This window comes from Streptomyces griseoruber (genome assembly GCF_001514205.1).
Taxonomy (GTDB): Bacteria; Actinomycetota; Actinomycetes; order Streptomycetales; family Streptomycetaceae; genus Streptomyces; species Streptomyces griseoruber.
The window spans coordinates 314,200-328,295 of record NZ_KQ948771.1 but is presented as its reverse complement, the minus strand read 5'-3'; the positions used below and the strand labels follow the sequence as shown (position 1 = coordinate 328,295).

Sequence of the window (14,096 nt, the reverse complement as noted above, 5' to 3'; positions counted from 1 at the left end):
CCCGGGCCGGGGTCACTCGCCGAAGGTGAGCAGGGCCCGGACCCGCTTGCCGACCGGCACGCGCTCGGCGGTGACCTCGGCCGCCAGCGCGTGCACGATCTCCAGCCCGTGCCGGCCGACGCGCTCGGGGTCCTTGGGGAAGCGCAGGGGCAGCGCGTCGCTGCTGTCGTAGACGCACACCGTGACGGTGCAGTCGGTGCCCTCCAGTTCCAGGATGTACGGGCCGTTGCTGTGCCGGTCGGCGTTGGTGATCAGTTCGCTGACGACGAGCATCACCTCCCCGCTCGCGCGCTCACCGATGCGGGCGCACCACTCGGTCCTGAGCTGGTCGACGAAGTGCGCGGCGAAACTGCGGGCCTCGGCGATGCACCCGGGTTCACCGGTGTAGTGCGCCGCCCGCCTCAGCGGTTCCACGGGTACGTCGAAACCAGTCGTTATCACTGCCCCGTCCAGGTGCTCGATCATGCGTGTCTCTCTGGGAAGCCGGACTGGCCGGACGCTGCTGCACCTGTGCTCGTACCCCGTGCCGCGCCGCACAGTCCCCGTCCGGCTCACCCCGTGCACGCGGAGGGCCATGGGCTGCCTCACAGGGTCGGTGAGCTCGAGGAGGCTCCGGAGGAGGTCAGCACCGAGGTGCTCGGCGGCTCGGGCTCCGGCGGCTTCTGCCCCGAGGACGACGGCGGGGTCGACGACTCCTCCACGAGGCCGTTCTTCGGCGGCGAGGAGGATGGCGACTCCGGGCTCGGCGACTTCGGGCTCGGCGACTCCGACGACGGGGACTTCGAGCCCGGGGACTCCGACGACGGCGACTTTGACGACGGGGACTTCGAGGACGGCGACTTGGAGGACGACGAGGGCGAGGTGGGCGGGCAGGAGTTCTTCCGGGCCGGGTCACAGGGCGACGCGGACGTGGAGGGGCTCGGGCTGGAGCTGGAGGGGTTCGGCGGCGGCGTGATGATCACGAACACCAGGGGCTTCTTGGGGGGATGCGTGGTCCGGTCCTGCTTGCCCCCGGTGTCGCCCCGGTGCCGCGCGAACCAGTGGTGGCCGTGGTCGGGGTCGTAGAGGACGAACTCCTTGACCACCTTCACGGCGGGGGTGATCACGACGACGTTCGAAGACTTGTACGAGGGCCAGGTGTCGCCGGTGCGCTCCGGCGCGGTCTGCTGCGGGACGGGCCTGGTCAGCGGGTTGCCGCAGGCGCAGCGCACCCGGGGCACGCCGTGTCCGTCGACGAGGACGGCGGTGCCGGCCTGGAGGACGGACTGGTAGGTGGTGACGGCGCCGTCGCGGTAGCCGTGATTGGTGACCCAGGTGTCCATGCGCAGCTGTACGGGGGTGAGTGAGCGCAGATAGCCGGGGACCCCGGCGGGCTCGACACCGGCCACCGAGGCGAACGCCCTGTTCTTGGCGGGGGCCGCCGCCAGGGCGCCGATCTGCTTCTCCACGTCGCAGCTGGCCGTGTCGCGGGTGCCGCCGTACACCCCGGCGGCCCCGCCGTCGACGCTCTTGAGGGCGTTGCCGGTGGGCTCGGTCGTGCCCGGTGCGGGGGCGGCGGAGGCCGTCGCGGTGGAGTTGTCGGTGGCCGTGGACTCGGTGAAGGGGTCCGGGCCGGTCCTGGCGGCGGCCAGCGTGAAGATCTTGGCGCCGCCCGCACCGCCGGAGCCGCCGGAGCCGGGCAGGGTGAGCAGGACGGCGAGGGCGACGGCGGCCACGACGGCGGTGCCGAGCAGGGCGAGCCGGGGAGCGGAGCGCCACCAGGGGCGGCCGGAGTCGGGTCCGGGCTCGGGCTCCGGTCCGGGCGGGCCGTCCGGGACGTCGCCGCCGGAGGAACCGCCGGACGAACCCCCGGACGAACCGCCTGAGGACACCGCGTCCACCGGTTCGGTGGGGGGTCCCGAGGAGGGCGGCGGGGGTGGTTGCGAGGGGCCCGAGAGGGGGCCGGAGGGCGGCCCCGCGGGGCGGTCGGAGGACGGAGGTTCGACGCTCACATGCTCTCCCGATGTGGAATATGTTCAGCGATGCCCGACTTTCGGAAATACGCACCGCTTTGTGCCACAACGGATTCATTGTGTGCTCCGCCCGGGCGGAGCCCGCAAGCCGGACGCGGACGGCCCCTCCCGACGGGCGGGCTCTCCCGGCCCTGCTTAGCGTGGCAGCGTGAGCCCACGCACCCCCACCGACCAGGCCGCCGGCCGGCCCGGCAGCGACCGGGTGGCGGCCGGCCGCCACGGATGGGCCACGGCGTTCGGCGTGGCGCTGACGGGGCTCGCCTCGATGGTGGTCGTCGCCGCGCTCGGCCTGTGGGCGGCGGGGGCCACGGACCTGCCGCAGGACGCGTTCCCCCGGGTGGTCGCGGCGACCGTGGTCACGGCCGTCGGGGGCACCGTGGAGCTGTCCGGGGACGCCGGCGGACTCGCCGACACCCGGGCCGGGCTGACGGTGATCCCGCTGTCCGTGACCCTGGTGGGGGCGCTGGTCACCGCCGCGGGGTTCCTGCGGCCGTTGCGGCACCGGGCGGTCGCCGGGGCCCGGGAGCTGGCCGGCTGGGCGGCCCGGATCGCCGTGCTGTGGCTGCTCGGTCTGCTGGGGCTGGCGCTCGCCGCCCGCCAGACCTTCGCGATCGACCTGGGCAACGACACGCTGAACGACCTGGGCGATCTGTTCGGCGTCCACCCGGAGGTGGGCTTCACCACGGACGTGCCGCTCACGCTGCTGGTCGGGGTGCTGTGGCTGGCCGGGGTGCTGCTGCTGGCGCTGCTGGTCTCACCCGGGGCGCCGCTGCCGGCCCGGCTGCTGCGGTTCCAGGAGTCGGTGCGGCCGGCGGCGTACGCGATGGTCGCGCTGCTGCTCGCGTGTGTCGTCGTCGGCCTGGTCGTGGCCCTGGTGGTGGCGGCGACGCGCGGGCACGCGCCGGAGACCCTGGCGGTGGTCCTGCTCGGGCTGCCCAACCTGGTGTGGATGGTGTTCACCCTCGGGCTGGGCGCCACCTGGAACGGCCGGGTGGACGGCCCGTTCGGGCTGCCCATGCCCCATGTGCTGGACGAGGTGCTGCGCGGCAAGGAGACCGCCGCGCTGAACCTGAGCAGCATGGCCGAGTACGACGGCCGGGTGTGGTGGCTGGTCGTGGTGGACGTGGTCCTGCTGCTGGGGGCCGCGTTCGTGATGGCGGCCCGCTCCCCGGCCCGGACGCGTGCCTGGCGGCACGCCGTGCACATGGCGGCCGCGCTGGTGCTCACCGTGCTGACGATCTGTCTGCTGGGCCGGGTCTCGGCGCACTACGGCCTGACCGTGCTCGGCATCAACGATCTCGCCGGTCTCTCCGGGGACCTGTTCCTGCGTCCCGAGGTGTGGTCCGCGCTGGGGCTGGCGGCGCTGTGGGGGCTGGTCACCGGGTTCCTGGGCGCGCTGCTGGCGCGGCCGGTGCACCGGCGCGGCGCGACGGGCCCGCCCCCGGGTCAGGGCTGAAGGTCGCGGAAGACGGGCCGGGCCCAGGCGGGGGGAGGCGGGGGTACGGCGGGGAGACCGGCCGGTTCGGTCGACGGGTGCCCGGCGCTCGGGTCGCCCCCTCCCGCCGCCCGCAGGGCCGCGACGAAGGCCCGGCAGGTGTCGTGACGGGCCTCGGGGCTCTTGGCCAGGGCCTTCGCGAACACGGCGTCGGCCTGCGGGGGCAGGTCGGGCCGGGACTCGGTGAGCGGGGGCGGCTCGTCCTCCTGGTGGGCCCAGAGCAGGGCCATGTCCTCCTCGCGGAGGAAGGGCGGATGCCCGGCGAGGGTCTCGTAGACGACGCAGGCGAAGCTGTAGACGTCGCAGCGGCCGTCGACCGGGCGGCCGGAGATCTGCTCGGGGGCGACGTAGTCGAGGGTTCCGACGAACTGGCCGACGGTCGTGAAGCCGGTCAGCGACAGCGACTTCTTGGTCAGGCCGAAGTCGGTGAGGTAGACGTGCTCGGGGTGGTCGCTGTCGGTGCCCCGGGAGACCAGGATGTTCCCGGGTTTGACGTCCCGGTGGACCAGGCCGTGCTCGTGGGCCGCGTCCAGCGCGGAGGCGACCTGCGCGGCGATCCGTACGGCCGTCGCGAGCGGCAGTGGGCCCTGGCGGTCGAGGAGGCCGCGCAGATCGCTGCCCTCGACGTAGCGCATGGCGATGTACAGCACGCCCTCGGTCTCCCCGGCCTCGAAGACCGGCACGATGTGCGGGTGGTCGATCGCGGCGGCGACCAGGGACTCATGGGTGAAGCGCTTGCGGAAGGTGTCGTTGCGGGCCAGTTCCGGGGCGAGCAGCTTGAGGGCGACGGTGCGTTCCAGGCGCAGGTCGCGGGCGCGGAAGACGACGGCCATGCCTCCCCGGCCGATCTCGTGCTCGATGCGGTAGCCCGCGATCTGCCGGCCCACCAGGTCGGAGGGGCGCCCGGAGAACGCGCTGGTGCCCATCAGGGCGCTCCGGGGGCCGTGTCGGGCGGGTGGTCGGTCGCGTAGGTGCTCAGCCGGGTGCCGTCGCCGTAGACCCAGCGCTTCTCGGTGGAGTCGTACAGCCACACGGACTCGCCGTCGACGACCACCCCGATCCGCAGGTCCCGGGTCCGCCGCCGGAAGGACTCGCCGTCCAGGGCGCCGCCGGCCAGTTCCTCGACCGCGGCCCGGTAGCGCGCGAGGGCCTCCTCGGCCCGGGCGAGCAGGGACCTCGGGTCGGCGACGGCGGTGGGCGGGGCGTCCGGGGCGGGCGGGTCCTGCGGTACGGCGACGAGGTGGCGGCCGTCGACCCAGGCCTGCCAGCCGTTGGCGCACAGCACGTGGCCCCAGTCGCCGCGCCGCTCCAGGAGCCGGACGGGCAGCAGCGGGTCCAGGGGCACGGTGGGCCGGGCGGGGTCGGGGGCCTCCCAGGCGGGCATGCCGAGCGGGGGGACGACGTGCGTGGGCCCGAAGGCGGTGGTCGTCATGGGCCGCCCCTATTTCCGCATCACGGCGGGTTCGTGCCGGCGCAGCAGCCGGGAGACGACGAACCCGAAGACGGCCGAGAGCACGACGAGCATGCCGATGTCGAGCAGCCACACCGCCGCCCGGTGCTCGAACAGCGGGTCCGCGGTGATGTCGCCGGGCACGATCCGGGCGAGTCCGATGGTGCCGGCCATCGCGCCGAGCGCCCACCGCGAGGGCACGAGCCAGGACAGTTCTGCCAGGCCGGGCACCCCGTCGAGTTTCAGCAGGGCTCCGCAGAAGACCACCTGGACGATGGCGAGCAGCACGAGCAGCGGCATCGTCACCTCCTCCTTGCGCACCAGCGCGGAGACCAGCAGGCCGAGCATCATCGCGGTGAACGCCAACAGGGCGACGGCGATCGTGATCTCGACCAGGGGTGGCAGCAACACGCCCTCGCCGCCTGGCGCGTTGAGGTCGACGCCGAGCAGGGCCACCAGGGTGAGGACGACCGCCTGGACCACGGTGACCGCGCCGAGGACGACCACCTTGGACATCAGGTACGCCGATCTGGACAGGCCGACGGCCCGCTCCCGCCGGTAGATGACGCGTTCCTTGACGAGTTCGCGCACGGCGTTGGCCGCGCCGGTGAGGACGCCGCCGACGCACAGGATCAGCAGCGCGTTCATGGCGGTGTCCCGGGTGAGTTCTCCGCCGGCGAGGGCGCGGGCCATGGCGCCCATCACGAACGGCAGAGCGACCATGATGGCGAGGAAGGTGCGGTCGGCGCCCAGCGCGGCCGTGTAGCGGCGGACCAGGGTGCCGAGCTGGGCGGCGCGGCTGCGGGGCCGGGGCGGCGGCAGCAGGATGACGGGGCCCTCGCGGGGCAGCCGGGGCTGGGCGCTGGAGTTGACGACGTAGCGGTGGTGGAACGCGGAGTCGCGGTACTGTCCGGCCCAGTCCCGGTCCTGGTCCCGTTCGAAGGCCTCGAAGGCCTCGGGCCACTGGGCGAAGCCGAAGAAGCCGAGGGCGTCCCCGGGCGGCCCGTAGTAGGCGACCCGGCCGCCGGGGGCGAGGACCAGGAGCCGGTCGCAGACGTCGAGGCTCAGCACGCTGTGGGTGACGACGATGACGGTGCGGCCGTCGTCGGCGAGGCCGCGCAGCATGTGCATCACCGAGCGGTCCATGCCGGGGTCGAGGCCGGAGGTCGGCTCGTCGAGGAAGAGCAGCGAGGGTTTGGTGAGCAACTCCAGCGCCACGCTGACGCGTTTGCGCTGGCCGCCGGAGAGGCTGTGCACCGGTTGTCCGGCGCGCTGTTCGAGGCCCAGTTCGCGGATGACCTCGGTGACCCGCTCGCGGCGCTCGGCCTTGGCGGTGTCCTGCGGGAAGCGCAGTTCGGCGGCGTAGGTGAGGGCGGAGCGGACGGTGAGCTGGGCGTGCAGGATGTCGTCCTGGGGGACGAGGCCGATGCGCTGGCGCAGTTCGGCGTAGTCGTGGTAGAGGTCACGGCCGTCGTAGACGACGGTGCCGTGGTCGGCGGGGCGCTGCCCGGTGAGGGCGTTGAGCAGGGTGGACTTCCCGGCGCCGCTGGGGCCGACGACGGCGAGCAGGCACTTCTCCCCCACCGGGAACGACACATGGTCGAGCAGGGTCTTGCGCCCGCGGTCGACGGCGACGGTGAGGTCCTGGACGTCGAGGGAGACCTCGCCGGTGTCGACGTATTCCTGGAGTTCGTCGCCGACCAGGCAGAACGCCGAGTGGCCGATGCCGACGATGTCCCCGGGACCGATCGGGGCGCGGGTGACGGGGAAGCCGTTGAGATAGGTGCCGTTGTGGCTGTCGAGGTCGGCGATCTCGTAGCCGCCCTCGGGCAGGGCGCGCAGTTCGGCGTGGCGGCGCGAGACGACCAGGTCGTCGATGACGAGGTCGTTGTCGGCGGCGCGGCCGATGCGGACGGTCCGGGTGGGCAGCGGCCGTACGGAGGTGGGCCGGCGGAAGGTGCCGGTCAGGGCGGGCATGGACACGGCCGAGGGCCGTTCCGGGGCCGGTGGCGGTCGAGTGGCGAGGACGGCGCACGGACCGTCGGCCGGGCTGCCGAAGCGGATCACGCTGCCGGGGCCGACGCCGAGCACCCGGACACGGCGGCCCTCGGACCAGGTGCCGTTGGTGCTGTCCTCGTCGGTGAGGGTCCAGTGGTCGCCGTCGGGCCGCAGCACGGCGTGGTGCCAGGAGACCCGGGCATCGTCGATCACGATGTCGCTGAGCGGGTCCCGGCCGAGGTAGTAGGCACGTCCGGGGATCATCACCGTGGAGCCCGTCTCGGTCTCCAGCACGAGTTCGGGCGCAGTCGGGGCGACGGGGCGCTCCACCATGCCGGAATTCTATCGATTCGCACCTGGGGACGCCCAGTGGTGTGCACCCTCGGAGTGGAGTTCAGCCGACGGGGAGGACGAGCGCCGGGACCGTCCGCTGCATCCGCAGGGCGTCCACGGACTCGGCGAGGAGTTCGTACTCGGTGGTGTCGTCACTGACGGCGACCCGCACCAGCCGTCCCCCCGCCAACTCGTCGGCCACCAGCTCCTGCTGGTCGATGTTCGCGCACCAGGACCGCAGCAGGGCGGGTACGTCGGGGACGCCGTCGCCGACGGGCACGAGGGCGCCCGGCGGGACGCGCGGGCCGTCGGGTTGCGGATCGAGGCGCTCGGCCATCCATGACGCGCGGTCCCGTAACCACCACAGCGCGAGCGCCAGCGTCGGCGCGCGGTACGTCCCGAGCGGTACGCCGATGCGGCGGCCGTCGCAGTATCCGTACGCCGTGACATGGCACAGGAATTCGTCGTGCATGTCTCCACTCCCCCGAGTGCTCGTATGCCGGCCCTGCCTCGCTTTCCGTGCGGCTCCTGTGGGGCGGACTGCCCCTGACGTTCGAGTATGTTCACTTCTAAAACACTGTCACCATGACTTTCCGGCCAGTCTCTTGGCATATTCACCGCCACTCCTGGCCGAAATCCGGCAGTGGACCCGATCCCTCCGCTCACCTGCGGACCGTTTCGCCTGGTAACCGGCCGATGACACGACGGATTCGGCTGCGGTGGCCGGATAGCGCCCTGGCCGACGATGCGTGCCTCCCCGTGCGGCGGTCTACGGGAACGAGGACCACCGGAAGGGGAGGAATCGTGAACCTACGGCGTCCGGCCGCGGTCCGCGAGCGGCTCAGCCGTTGATCACCGCGTCGATGCGGGCCAGCTCACCGTCCTCGAAGTCCAGGTTGGCCAGCGCGCCGACGCTGTCCTCGATCTGGCGGGCGCTGCTCGCGCCGACCAGCGCGGAGGTGACCCGGCCGCCGCGCAGCACCCAGGCCAGGGCGAGCTGGGCCAGGGACTGCCCGCGGGACTTGGCGATGTCGTCCAGGGCGCGCAGCCTGCCGACGAGGTCCTCGGTGAGCGCGTCGGAGTTCAGGAACGGGCTGTCGCTCGCCGCGCGCGAGTCCTCGGGGATGCCGTCGAGGTAGCGGGAGGTGAGCAGGCCCTGCTCCAGCGGGGAGAAGACGATCGAGCCGACCTGGAGCTCATCGAGGGCGTCGAGCAGGCCCTCGCTCTCCGGGCGGCGGTCGAGCATCGAGTAGCGCGGCTGGTGGATGAGGAGCGGGGTGCCCAGCTCGCCCAGGATGCGGGCGGCCTCGCGGGTCTGCTCCGCGGAGTAGTTGGAGACACCGACGTAGAGCGCCTTGCCCTGCTGGACGGCGGAGTGCAGGGCGCCCATCGTCTCCTCCAGGGGAGTCTCCGGGTCGGGGCGGTGCGAGTAGAAGACGTCGACGTAGTCCAGGTCCATCCGCTTCAGGCTCTGGTCCAGCGACGACAGCAGGTACTTGCGCGAGCCCCACTCGCCGTACGGTCCGGGCCACATCAGGTAGCCGGCCTTGGTGGAGATCACCAGCTCGTCCCGGTAGGACGCGAAGTCCGTCTTCAGGAAGTGACCGAGCGCGGACTCAGCGGCGCCGGGCGGCGGGCCGTAGTTGTTGGCCAGGTCGAAGTGGGTGATGCCGAGGTCGAAGGCGCGGCGCAGGATGGCCCGCTGGGTCTCGGCCGAACGGTCCGGACCGAAGTTGTGCCACAGTCCGAGCGACAGCGCGGGGAGCTTCAGGCCGCTGCGTCCGGTGCGCCGGTAGGGCATGTCCGCGTAGCGGTCGGGGTGTGCGGTGTACAACGCGACTCCATCCGGGGTTGGCCCACGATCTTCCGCCTCCACTGTTCCCGAGAGCCGTGCAGTGGTCCAACAGAAGAATCCGATGGAATTGTGCGGTTACGCTTCTCAATCATGGAACTGCGCCACCTCCAGCACTTCGTCGCGGTCGCCGAGGACCAGCACTTCACCCGGGCCGCCGAACGGCTGCTGGTGTCCCAGTCGGGCCTGTCGGCGTCCATCCGGGCGCTGGAGCGCGAGCTGCGGGCGCCGCTGTTCGTGCGGACCACCCGGCGGGTGACGCTGACCGAGGCGGGGCGGGCGCTGCTGGCGGAGGCGGAGCGGATCCTGGCGCAGGTGAAGGCCGCGCACGAAGCGGTGGCCGCGGTGCAGGGCGTGGTGCGCGGGACGCTCTCCGTGGGCACCGAGCAGTGCATCGCGGGGGTGCATGTGGCGGGGCTGCTGGCCGCGTTCCGGCGACGGCACCCGGACGTGGAGATCCGGCTGCGGCAGACCGGCTCGGGCGCTCTCGGCGAGGAGGTGGCGGCGGGCCGGCTCGACCTGGCCTTCGCCTACCGCACCCAGGCCGACACCGACCAGCTGCGCTGCGTGCCGCTGGCCACCGAGCCGATGTACGTGCTGTGCCATCCCGACCACCGGCTCACCCGGGCGGCGGCCGCCCTCGTCCCGGAGGACCTCGCGGGCGAGGTGTTCGTCGACTTCCACCCGGACTGGGGGCCGCGCCGGGCCACCGACGCCGCCTTCGTGGAGGCGGGCGTACGCCGTACGGTCGCGCTGGAGGTCAACGACGTGCACAGTCTGCTGGACCTGGTGGGCGAGAACCTCGGGGTGGCCGTCGTACCGCGGCACTTCCGGCACAAGCGCGAGGCGCTGACCGCGCTGCCCCTGAAGGACACCGGCGAGGCGGCCTACGAGACGGTCGCCCTGCTGCCGGCCCCCGACGCGACGAGCCCGGCGGCCCGGGCGCTGATGGCGCTGCTGGAGGCCGGGGAGGCCTGACCCCGTCAGGCGAAGGCGACCACTTCGCCCGCCATGACCTGCGGAGGGTTGGGCAGGAGGGCCGCGAGGTGCTCCCGTACGAAGTCCGCGGCCCGCGCGATCGACTCCTCGGCGCCCGCCCGGTCCTGGAAGACGCTGGTCGAGACCATCACCCCGTCCCCGGCGTCGAGCCAGTAGTAGGCCACGAAGCCGGGGACCTCGCGCATGAGCGGGACGAACCCCTCGTGCACGAGCCGTCCCGCCTCCGCCGGGTCGGTCACCCCTTCGTACCGCCGCACCGCTGCGTACATCGCCGAGCTCCTCACCTGGGGTCCGGGTCCGGCACCCGCCGGACGTCCTGAATGCCGTACCCCCGCCGCGCGGGCCGGGCTCGCGCGGCGTGCGGCAATCACCTCAAGGGCCGCCCGGGGTGATCCGAACGGCGGCCACCGGCCCCGGGCCTCCCCAGGGGCGGGCAAAGAAGCGGCGGGCGGGCGTGGGCTGCGCGATGGTGGAGTCATGCATGCGAAGGACATCCTCATCGACGGGTTCAACCGCATCCAGGAAGAAGTCCACGCCGCCGTCGAGGGCCTGGACACCGACGCCCTCAACGCCCGGCCCACCCCCGCGACCAACTCGGTCACCTGGCTCGTCTGGCATCTCACCCGGGTCCAGGACGACCACATCGCCGACGCCTTCGACCTCGACCAGGTGTGGTGGGGCCAGGCCGACAACTGGGAGAAACGGTTCGGTCTTGACCTGCCGCGCCATGACACCGGATACGGGCACGGTCCGGCGAAGGTGGCGAAGGTGCGGGTCGCCGACCCCGGCCTGCTGACCGGCTACCACGACGCCGTGCACGAGCAGAGCCACAAGGCGCTGCGCGCGCTGACGGCGGCCGATCTCGAGCGGGTCGTGGACGTGCGCTGGGATCCTCCGGTCACGCTGGGCGTACGGCTGGTCAGCGTCCTGTCCGACGATCTTCAGCACGTCGGACAGGCCGCTTATGTGCGCGGGCTGCTTCAGAGCGCGCCGGCGTAACCCGGCAGGACGACGTCCTCGATGAGGGCGTTGCGCTCGTCGAACGGGATGAACGCGCTCTTCAGGGCGTTCACCGTGACCGTGCGCAGGTCCTCGACGCCCCAGCCGGCCTGCTCGACGAGCAGCGCCATCTCGCGGGTCATGGTGGTGCCGGACACCAGACGGTTGTCGGTGTTGAGGGTGACACGGAAGCCGAGGTCCTTCAGCTCGGTGATCGGGTGCTCGGCGATGGAGGCGGCGCAGCCCGTCTGGAGGTTGGACGTCGGGCACATCTCCAGCGCGATACGGCGGTCGCGCACCCAGCTCGCGAGCCGCCCGAGCTTGCCGTCGACGATGTCCTCGGTGATCCGCACCCCGTGCCCGATGCGCTGGGCGCCGCACACCTGGAGCGCCTGGTGGATGCTGGGCAGCCCGAAGGCCTCACCGGCGTGGATGGTGAAGGGCACGCTCTCGCGGCGCAGGTGCTCGAAGGCGTCGAGGTGGTCGGCGGCCGGGAAGCCGTCCTCGGCGCCGGCGATGTCGAAGCCGACGACGCCGGCGTCACGGTAGGCGACGGCCAGGTCGGCGGCCGCACGGACGTGGTCGAACATCCGCATGCCGCAGAGCAGGGTGCCGACGCGGACCGGGGTGCCGGCCGCGGCTGCCTTCGCCATTCCGGCCGCGAGCCCCTCCTGCACGGTCTCCACGACCTCGTTCGGCGTAAGCCCGCCCCGCACGTTCAGTTCGGGCGCGTAGCGGACCTCGGCGTAGACGACGCCGTCGGCGGCGAGGTCGAGGACGTACTCCTCGGCGACGCGCAGCAGACCCTCGCGGGACTGCATCACGGCGAGGGTGTGCTCGAAGGTGGCTATGTAGCGCACCAGGTCGCCGGAGTTGGCGGCCTCGAAGTACCAGGCGGCCAGCTCGTCGGGGTCGGTGGTGGGCAGCGCGTGGCCGATCTCGGCCGCGAGCTCGACGACCGTGGCGGGGCGCAGGCCGCCGTCGAGGTGGTCGTGCAGGACGGCCTTGGGAAGGCGGCGGATCACATCGGCGTCTACGCGCGTAGCAGTCATGGCGGGTCTTTCCTCGGGCAGGGCTGGGCGGGGCGGTTCGGTATACGGGGGTACGGGGGTACGGGGGTACGGGGGTACGGGGGTACGGGGGTACGGGAAGCGGATCAGCCGGCGGGCTGGAGCAGGTCCCAGCGGTTGCCGTACAGGTCCTGGAAGACGACGACGGAGCCGTACGGCTCGTGGCGGGGCTCCTCCAGGAAGGTCACGCCGGCCGCGAGCATCCGGGCGTGGTCGCGGGCGAAGTCGTCGGTGTGCAGGAAGAAGCCGACGCGGCCGCCGGTCTGGTCACCGATCCGGTCGCGCTGGGCGTCGCCCTTGGCCCGGGCGAGCAGCAGCCCGGTGCCGTCCTGGCCCTCGCCCGGCCGTACGACGACCCAGCGGGCGCCGTCGGGCCGGGGCTCGTCCTCGGCGAGCCGGAAGCCGAGCGCGTCGGTGTAGAAGCGGATCGCCTCGTCGTAGTCGTCGACGACGAGGGTGACCAGGGCGATGCGGGACATCGGGGCCTTTCGGGAGGCGCGGCAGAGGCGATTGACGGGAGAGGTTATACGTAAAACTACGGGGACGCCAGTCGCCTCGGCCGGCCACGGTCACCGGGCCCTCGCCCCGGGGACCGTGATCCCCAGGGGGGTATCGGCTCCATGTCCCGCCGGTCTCGTTGCGGAGCCGGGGGGTGGTGTGGTCGGGGGTGGCCGAGGGCGTCCGCGACGACGGGGGCGGGCAGTTCGAGGATTGCTGCCGGGTGGCGGCGCCGCAGACATCACCACCGTCCTGTTGCGCACCGAGGCGGGCCGCTGCCCCCACGACAAGGGCCTGGGCGAGCCCATCGGAGAACCGTCGACCGTGAGCCGCGAGTTCCGCCGCCGTGGGGCACGCACGACGTGCGCGTCCACCACGGACTTCGGCATGGACTGCCTCGACAGTCCGCAGGGCGTGCGGTCGCCGCCATCCGAGCTCTGCGTTCGGCGACCCGGGGATCCGCGCTGTGTCCGCCGCCCGAGGCGGCAAGGGCACCTACCGCATCGTCGACGACCTCGATACCGACGCGCTGCGCCATGACCCGAAACCGGTGGTCGGCCTGCACGGCCCCTTCCCCGACGCGGGCGACGAAGGGTGCGGTCCCTGTTACGCGACCTCCGGCGGAACGGGAGTGGCCTGGTGGTAGTACATCTGCCAGCCGCTCCCGCCGCTCCTCCTGCGCCAGAGCGAGCTGCGTCGCGCCCTCCGGCCATCGCGCACGGTCTCGTACGTGAGGTGCACCAGCCCGGGCGCCAGAACGACTCCGGTGATGTCCGACGGCTGGTAGCGGGGGCCCTCCTCGAAACTGCCGGTCATGTCCGGCAACTCGGCGAGCATCTGCTCGAAGGTCCACCGCCGGCCCGAGGCACCGACCTCGACGAACTCAGGGTCCAGCAGTTCCCCGGCCAGGGTGCGCGACGCCCGCACCCTGGGGTCCATCAGGCGCAGCTCGCCCGTCACCGCCTCGTTCACCTCGTCCGATTCATCATCCACAGCCGCATCTTCTCCCCGGACCCCGGGTCCCCGCACCTGGGTTTACTGCCGGTGACACCCTCACGATCGCGACGACGCGACGAGAGGGACGAGGGCTCGGCCGCCGCCCGCGACCTGTCCACATCGAGCGTCAGCGCGTTCGCCGCCGCGAGGGACGACTTCCCGTCCGAGAGGACGTCGCCGGCTGCCGGCTCCAGACGGGAGCCGATGACCTCGACGTGTCGCTCCACGTCGTCGCACAGCAGCCGCTCCAGCCGGGGCGCGACCTGCTGGGTGCGATCGACTCCGCTGATCTTCGGGGCTGCCACAGCGGCAGTCCCGGCAGATCACCACGCTGCGCGGCATATACGTCCGCTGGTCCCGCCCGGCTGGCCTCCCGCCGTGAGGGTCACGCCGA

Annotated in this window: 16 protein-coding genes; 4 read left to right on the top strand and 12 right to left on the bottom strand. The window is 72.7% G+C overall.

Annotated features, from left to right (window positions below; translation table 11 throughout):
- Positions 1–12: 12 nt before the first annotated feature.
- A complete protein-coding gene (locus tag AQJ64_RS23815; RefSeq protein WP_055636062.1) occupies positions 13–465 on the bottom strand; it encodes an ATP-binding protein in 453 nt (150 codons plus the stop codon).
- A gap of 119 nt (positions 466–584) precedes the next feature.
- Complete coding sequence (locus tag AQJ64_RS23810; protein ID WP_059202962.1) at positions 585–1,991, bottom strand: DUF6777 domain-containing protein; 1,407 nt, start codon at positions 1,989–1,991, stop codon at positions 585–587.
- Positions 1,992–2,160: 169 nt separating this feature from the next.
- Between AQJ64_RS23810 and AQJ64_RS23805 the strand changes: the two genes are divergently transcribed.
- Positions 2,161–3,468, top strand: a complete 1,308-nt coding sequence (locus tag AQJ64_RS23805) for a streptophobe family protein (protein WP_397801408.1) — start codon at positions 2,161–2,163, stop codon at positions 3,466–3,468.
- On the opposite strand, the gene AQJ64_RS23800 is transcribed toward AQJ64_RS23805, so the two are convergent.
- The 5 genes from AQJ64_RS23800 to mgrA form a co-directional block, all read right to left on the bottom strand.
- Positions 3,459–4,433, bottom strand: coding sequence for a serine/threonine-protein kinase (locus tag AQJ64_RS23800; RefSeq protein WP_059202961.1), 975 nt, complete (start codon positions 4,431–4,433; stop codon positions 3,459–3,461). The genes AQJ64_RS23805 and AQJ64_RS23800 overlap by 10 nt on opposite strands.
- On the bottom strand, positions 4,433–4,939 hold the full coding sequence (locus AQJ64_RS23795) for a hypothetical protein (RefSeq protein ID WP_059202960.1): 507 nt from the start codon (positions 4,937–4,939) through the stop codon (positions 4,433–4,435). The genes AQJ64_RS23800 and AQJ64_RS23795 overlap by 1 nt, the downstream gene beginning before the upstream one ends.
- 9 nt (positions 4,940–4,948) lie before the next feature.
- Positions 4,949–7,288 carry an ABC transporter ATP-binding protein/permease gene (locus tag AQJ64_RS23790; RefSeq protein ID WP_055633275.1) on the bottom strand — a complete coding sequence of 780 codons (2,340 nt, stop codon included), beginning with the start codon at positions 7,286–7,288 and terminating at the stop codon, positions 4,949–4,951.
- 61 nt (positions 7,289–7,349) lie between these two features.
- Positions 7,350–7,760 carry a hypothetical protein gene (locus AQJ64_RS23785; RefSeq protein ID WP_055633274.1) on the bottom strand — a complete coding sequence of 137 codons (411 nt, stop codon included), beginning with the start codon at positions 7,758–7,760 and terminating at the stop codon, positions 7,350–7,352.
- Between the two features lie 369 nt (positions 7,761–8,129).
- Positions 8,130–9,122: an L-glyceraldehyde 3-phosphate reductase gene (gene mgrA, locus AQJ64_RS23780; protein ID WP_055633273.1), complete on the bottom strand. Its 993-nt coding sequence runs from the start codon at positions 9,120–9,122 to the stop codon at positions 8,130–8,132.
- 111 nt (positions 9,123–9,233) lie between these two features.
- Between mgrA and AQJ64_RS23775 the strand changes: the two genes are divergently transcribed.
- Positions 9,234–10,118 (top strand): LysR family transcriptional regulator, encoded by an 885-nt coding sequence (locus AQJ64_RS23775; protein ID WP_055633272.1) that lies wholly within the window; start codon positions 9,234–9,236, stop codon positions 10,116–10,118.
- A gap of 5 nt (positions 10,119–10,123) precedes the next feature.
- Here the strand turns inward: AQJ64_RS23775 and AQJ64_RS23770 are convergent, their stop codons facing one another.
- Positions 10,124–10,408: a hypothetical protein gene (locus AQJ64_RS23770; RefSeq protein WP_055633271.1), complete on the bottom strand. Its 285-nt coding sequence runs from the start codon at positions 10,406–10,408 to the stop codon at positions 10,124–10,126.
- Between the two features lie 208 nt (positions 10,409–10,616).
- Between AQJ64_RS23770 and AQJ64_RS23765 the strand changes: the two genes are divergently transcribed.
- Positions 10,617–11,138 carry a mycothiol transferase gene (locus AQJ64_RS23765; RefSeq protein ID WP_055633270.1) on the top strand — a complete coding sequence of 174 codons (522 nt, stop codon included), beginning with the start codon at positions 10,617–10,619 and terminating at the stop codon, positions 11,136–11,138.
- On the opposite strand, the gene AQJ64_RS23760 is transcribed toward AQJ64_RS23765, so the two are convergent.
- Together AQJ64_RS23760 and AQJ64_RS23755 are read right to left on the bottom strand one after the other, a co-directional pair.
- Positions 11,120–12,190: an adenosine deaminase gene (locus AQJ64_RS23760; protein ID WP_055633269.1), complete on the bottom strand. Its 1,071-nt coding sequence runs from the start codon at positions 12,188–12,190 to the stop codon at positions 11,120–11,122. The two genes, AQJ64_RS23765 and AQJ64_RS23760, sit on opposite strands and share 19 nt — an antisense overlap.
- 104 nt (positions 12,191–12,294) lie before the next feature.
- On the bottom strand, positions 12,295–12,687 hold the full coding sequence (locus tag AQJ64_RS23755) for a VOC family protein (protein ID WP_059202959.1): 393 nt from the start codon (positions 12,685–12,687) through the stop codon (positions 12,295–12,297).
- Positions 12,688–13,052: 365 nt separating this feature from the next.
- Here AQJ64_RS23755 and AQJ64_RS51785 point away from each other — a divergent pair, with 365 nt between their 5' ends.
- A complete protein-coding gene (locus tag AQJ64_RS51785; RefSeq protein WP_079061905.1) occupies positions 13,053–13,352 on the top strand; it encodes an LD-carboxypeptidase in 300 nt (99 codons plus the stop codon).
- Here AQJ64_RS51785 and AQJ64_RS23750 read toward each other — a convergent pair.
- Positions 13,313–13,645: a DUF4440 domain-containing protein gene (locus tag AQJ64_RS23750; protein WP_055639160.1), complete on the bottom strand. Its 333-nt coding sequence runs from the start codon at positions 13,643–13,645 to the stop codon at positions 13,313–13,315. The genes AQJ64_RS51785 and AQJ64_RS23750 overlap by 40 nt on opposite strands.
- Before the next feature lie 29 nt (positions 13,646–13,674).
- Positions 13,675–14,007 (bottom strand): hypothetical protein, encoded by a 333-nt coding sequence (locus tag AQJ64_RS50190; RefSeq protein ID WP_055639158.1) that lies wholly within the window; start codon positions 14,005–14,007, stop codon positions 13,675–13,677.
- Between the last annotated feature and the right edge of the window lie 89 nt (positions 14,008–14,096).

Bases quoted from the DNA above. Each gene is read 5' to 3' on its own strand.
- AQJ64_RS23800 (WP_059202961.1), bottom strand. From the start codon at position 4,433: ATGGGCACCAGCGCGTTCTCCGGGCGCCCCTCCGACCTGGTGGGCCGG.
- AQJ64_RS23765 (WP_055633270.1), top strand. From the start codon at position 10,617: ATGCATGCGAAGGACATCCTCATCGACGGGTTCAACCGCATCCAGGAA.
- AQJ64_RS23815 (WP_055636062.1), bottom strand. From the start codon at position 465: ATGATCGAGCACCTGGACGGGGCAGTGATAACGACTGGTTTCGACGTA.
- AQJ64_RS23750 (WP_055639160.1), bottom strand. From the start codon at position 13,645: ATGGACCCCAGGGTGCGGGCGTCGCGCACCCTGGCCGGGGAACTGCTG.
- AQJ64_RS23775 (WP_055633272.1), top strand. From the start codon at position 9,234: ATGGAACTGCGCCACCTCCAGCACTTCGTCGCGGTCGCCGAGGACCAG.
- AQJ64_RS23755 (WP_059202959.1), bottom strand. From the start codon at position 12,687: ATGTCCCGCATCGCCCTGGTCACCCTCGTCGTCGACGACTACGACGAG.
- AQJ64_RS23790 (WP_055633275.1), bottom strand. From the start codon at position 7,288: ATGGTGGAGCGCCCCGTCGCCCCGACTGCGCCCGAACTCGTGCTGGAG.
- AQJ64_RS23795 (WP_059202960.1), bottom strand. From the start codon at position 4,939: ATGACGACCACCGCCTTCGGGCCCACGCACGTCGTCCCCCCGCTCGGC.
- AQJ64_RS23770 (WP_055633271.1), bottom strand. From the start codon at position 10,408: ATGTACGCAGCGGTGCGGCGGTACGAAGGGGTGACCGACCCGGCGGAG.
- AQJ64_RS23760 (WP_055633269.1), bottom strand. From the start codon at position 12,190: ATGACTGCTACGCGCGTAGACGCCGATGTGATCCGCCGCCTTCCCAAG.
- AQJ64_RS23785 (WP_055633274.1), bottom strand. From the start codon at position 7,760: ATGCACGACGAATTCCTGTGCCATGTCACGGCGTACGGATACTGCGAC.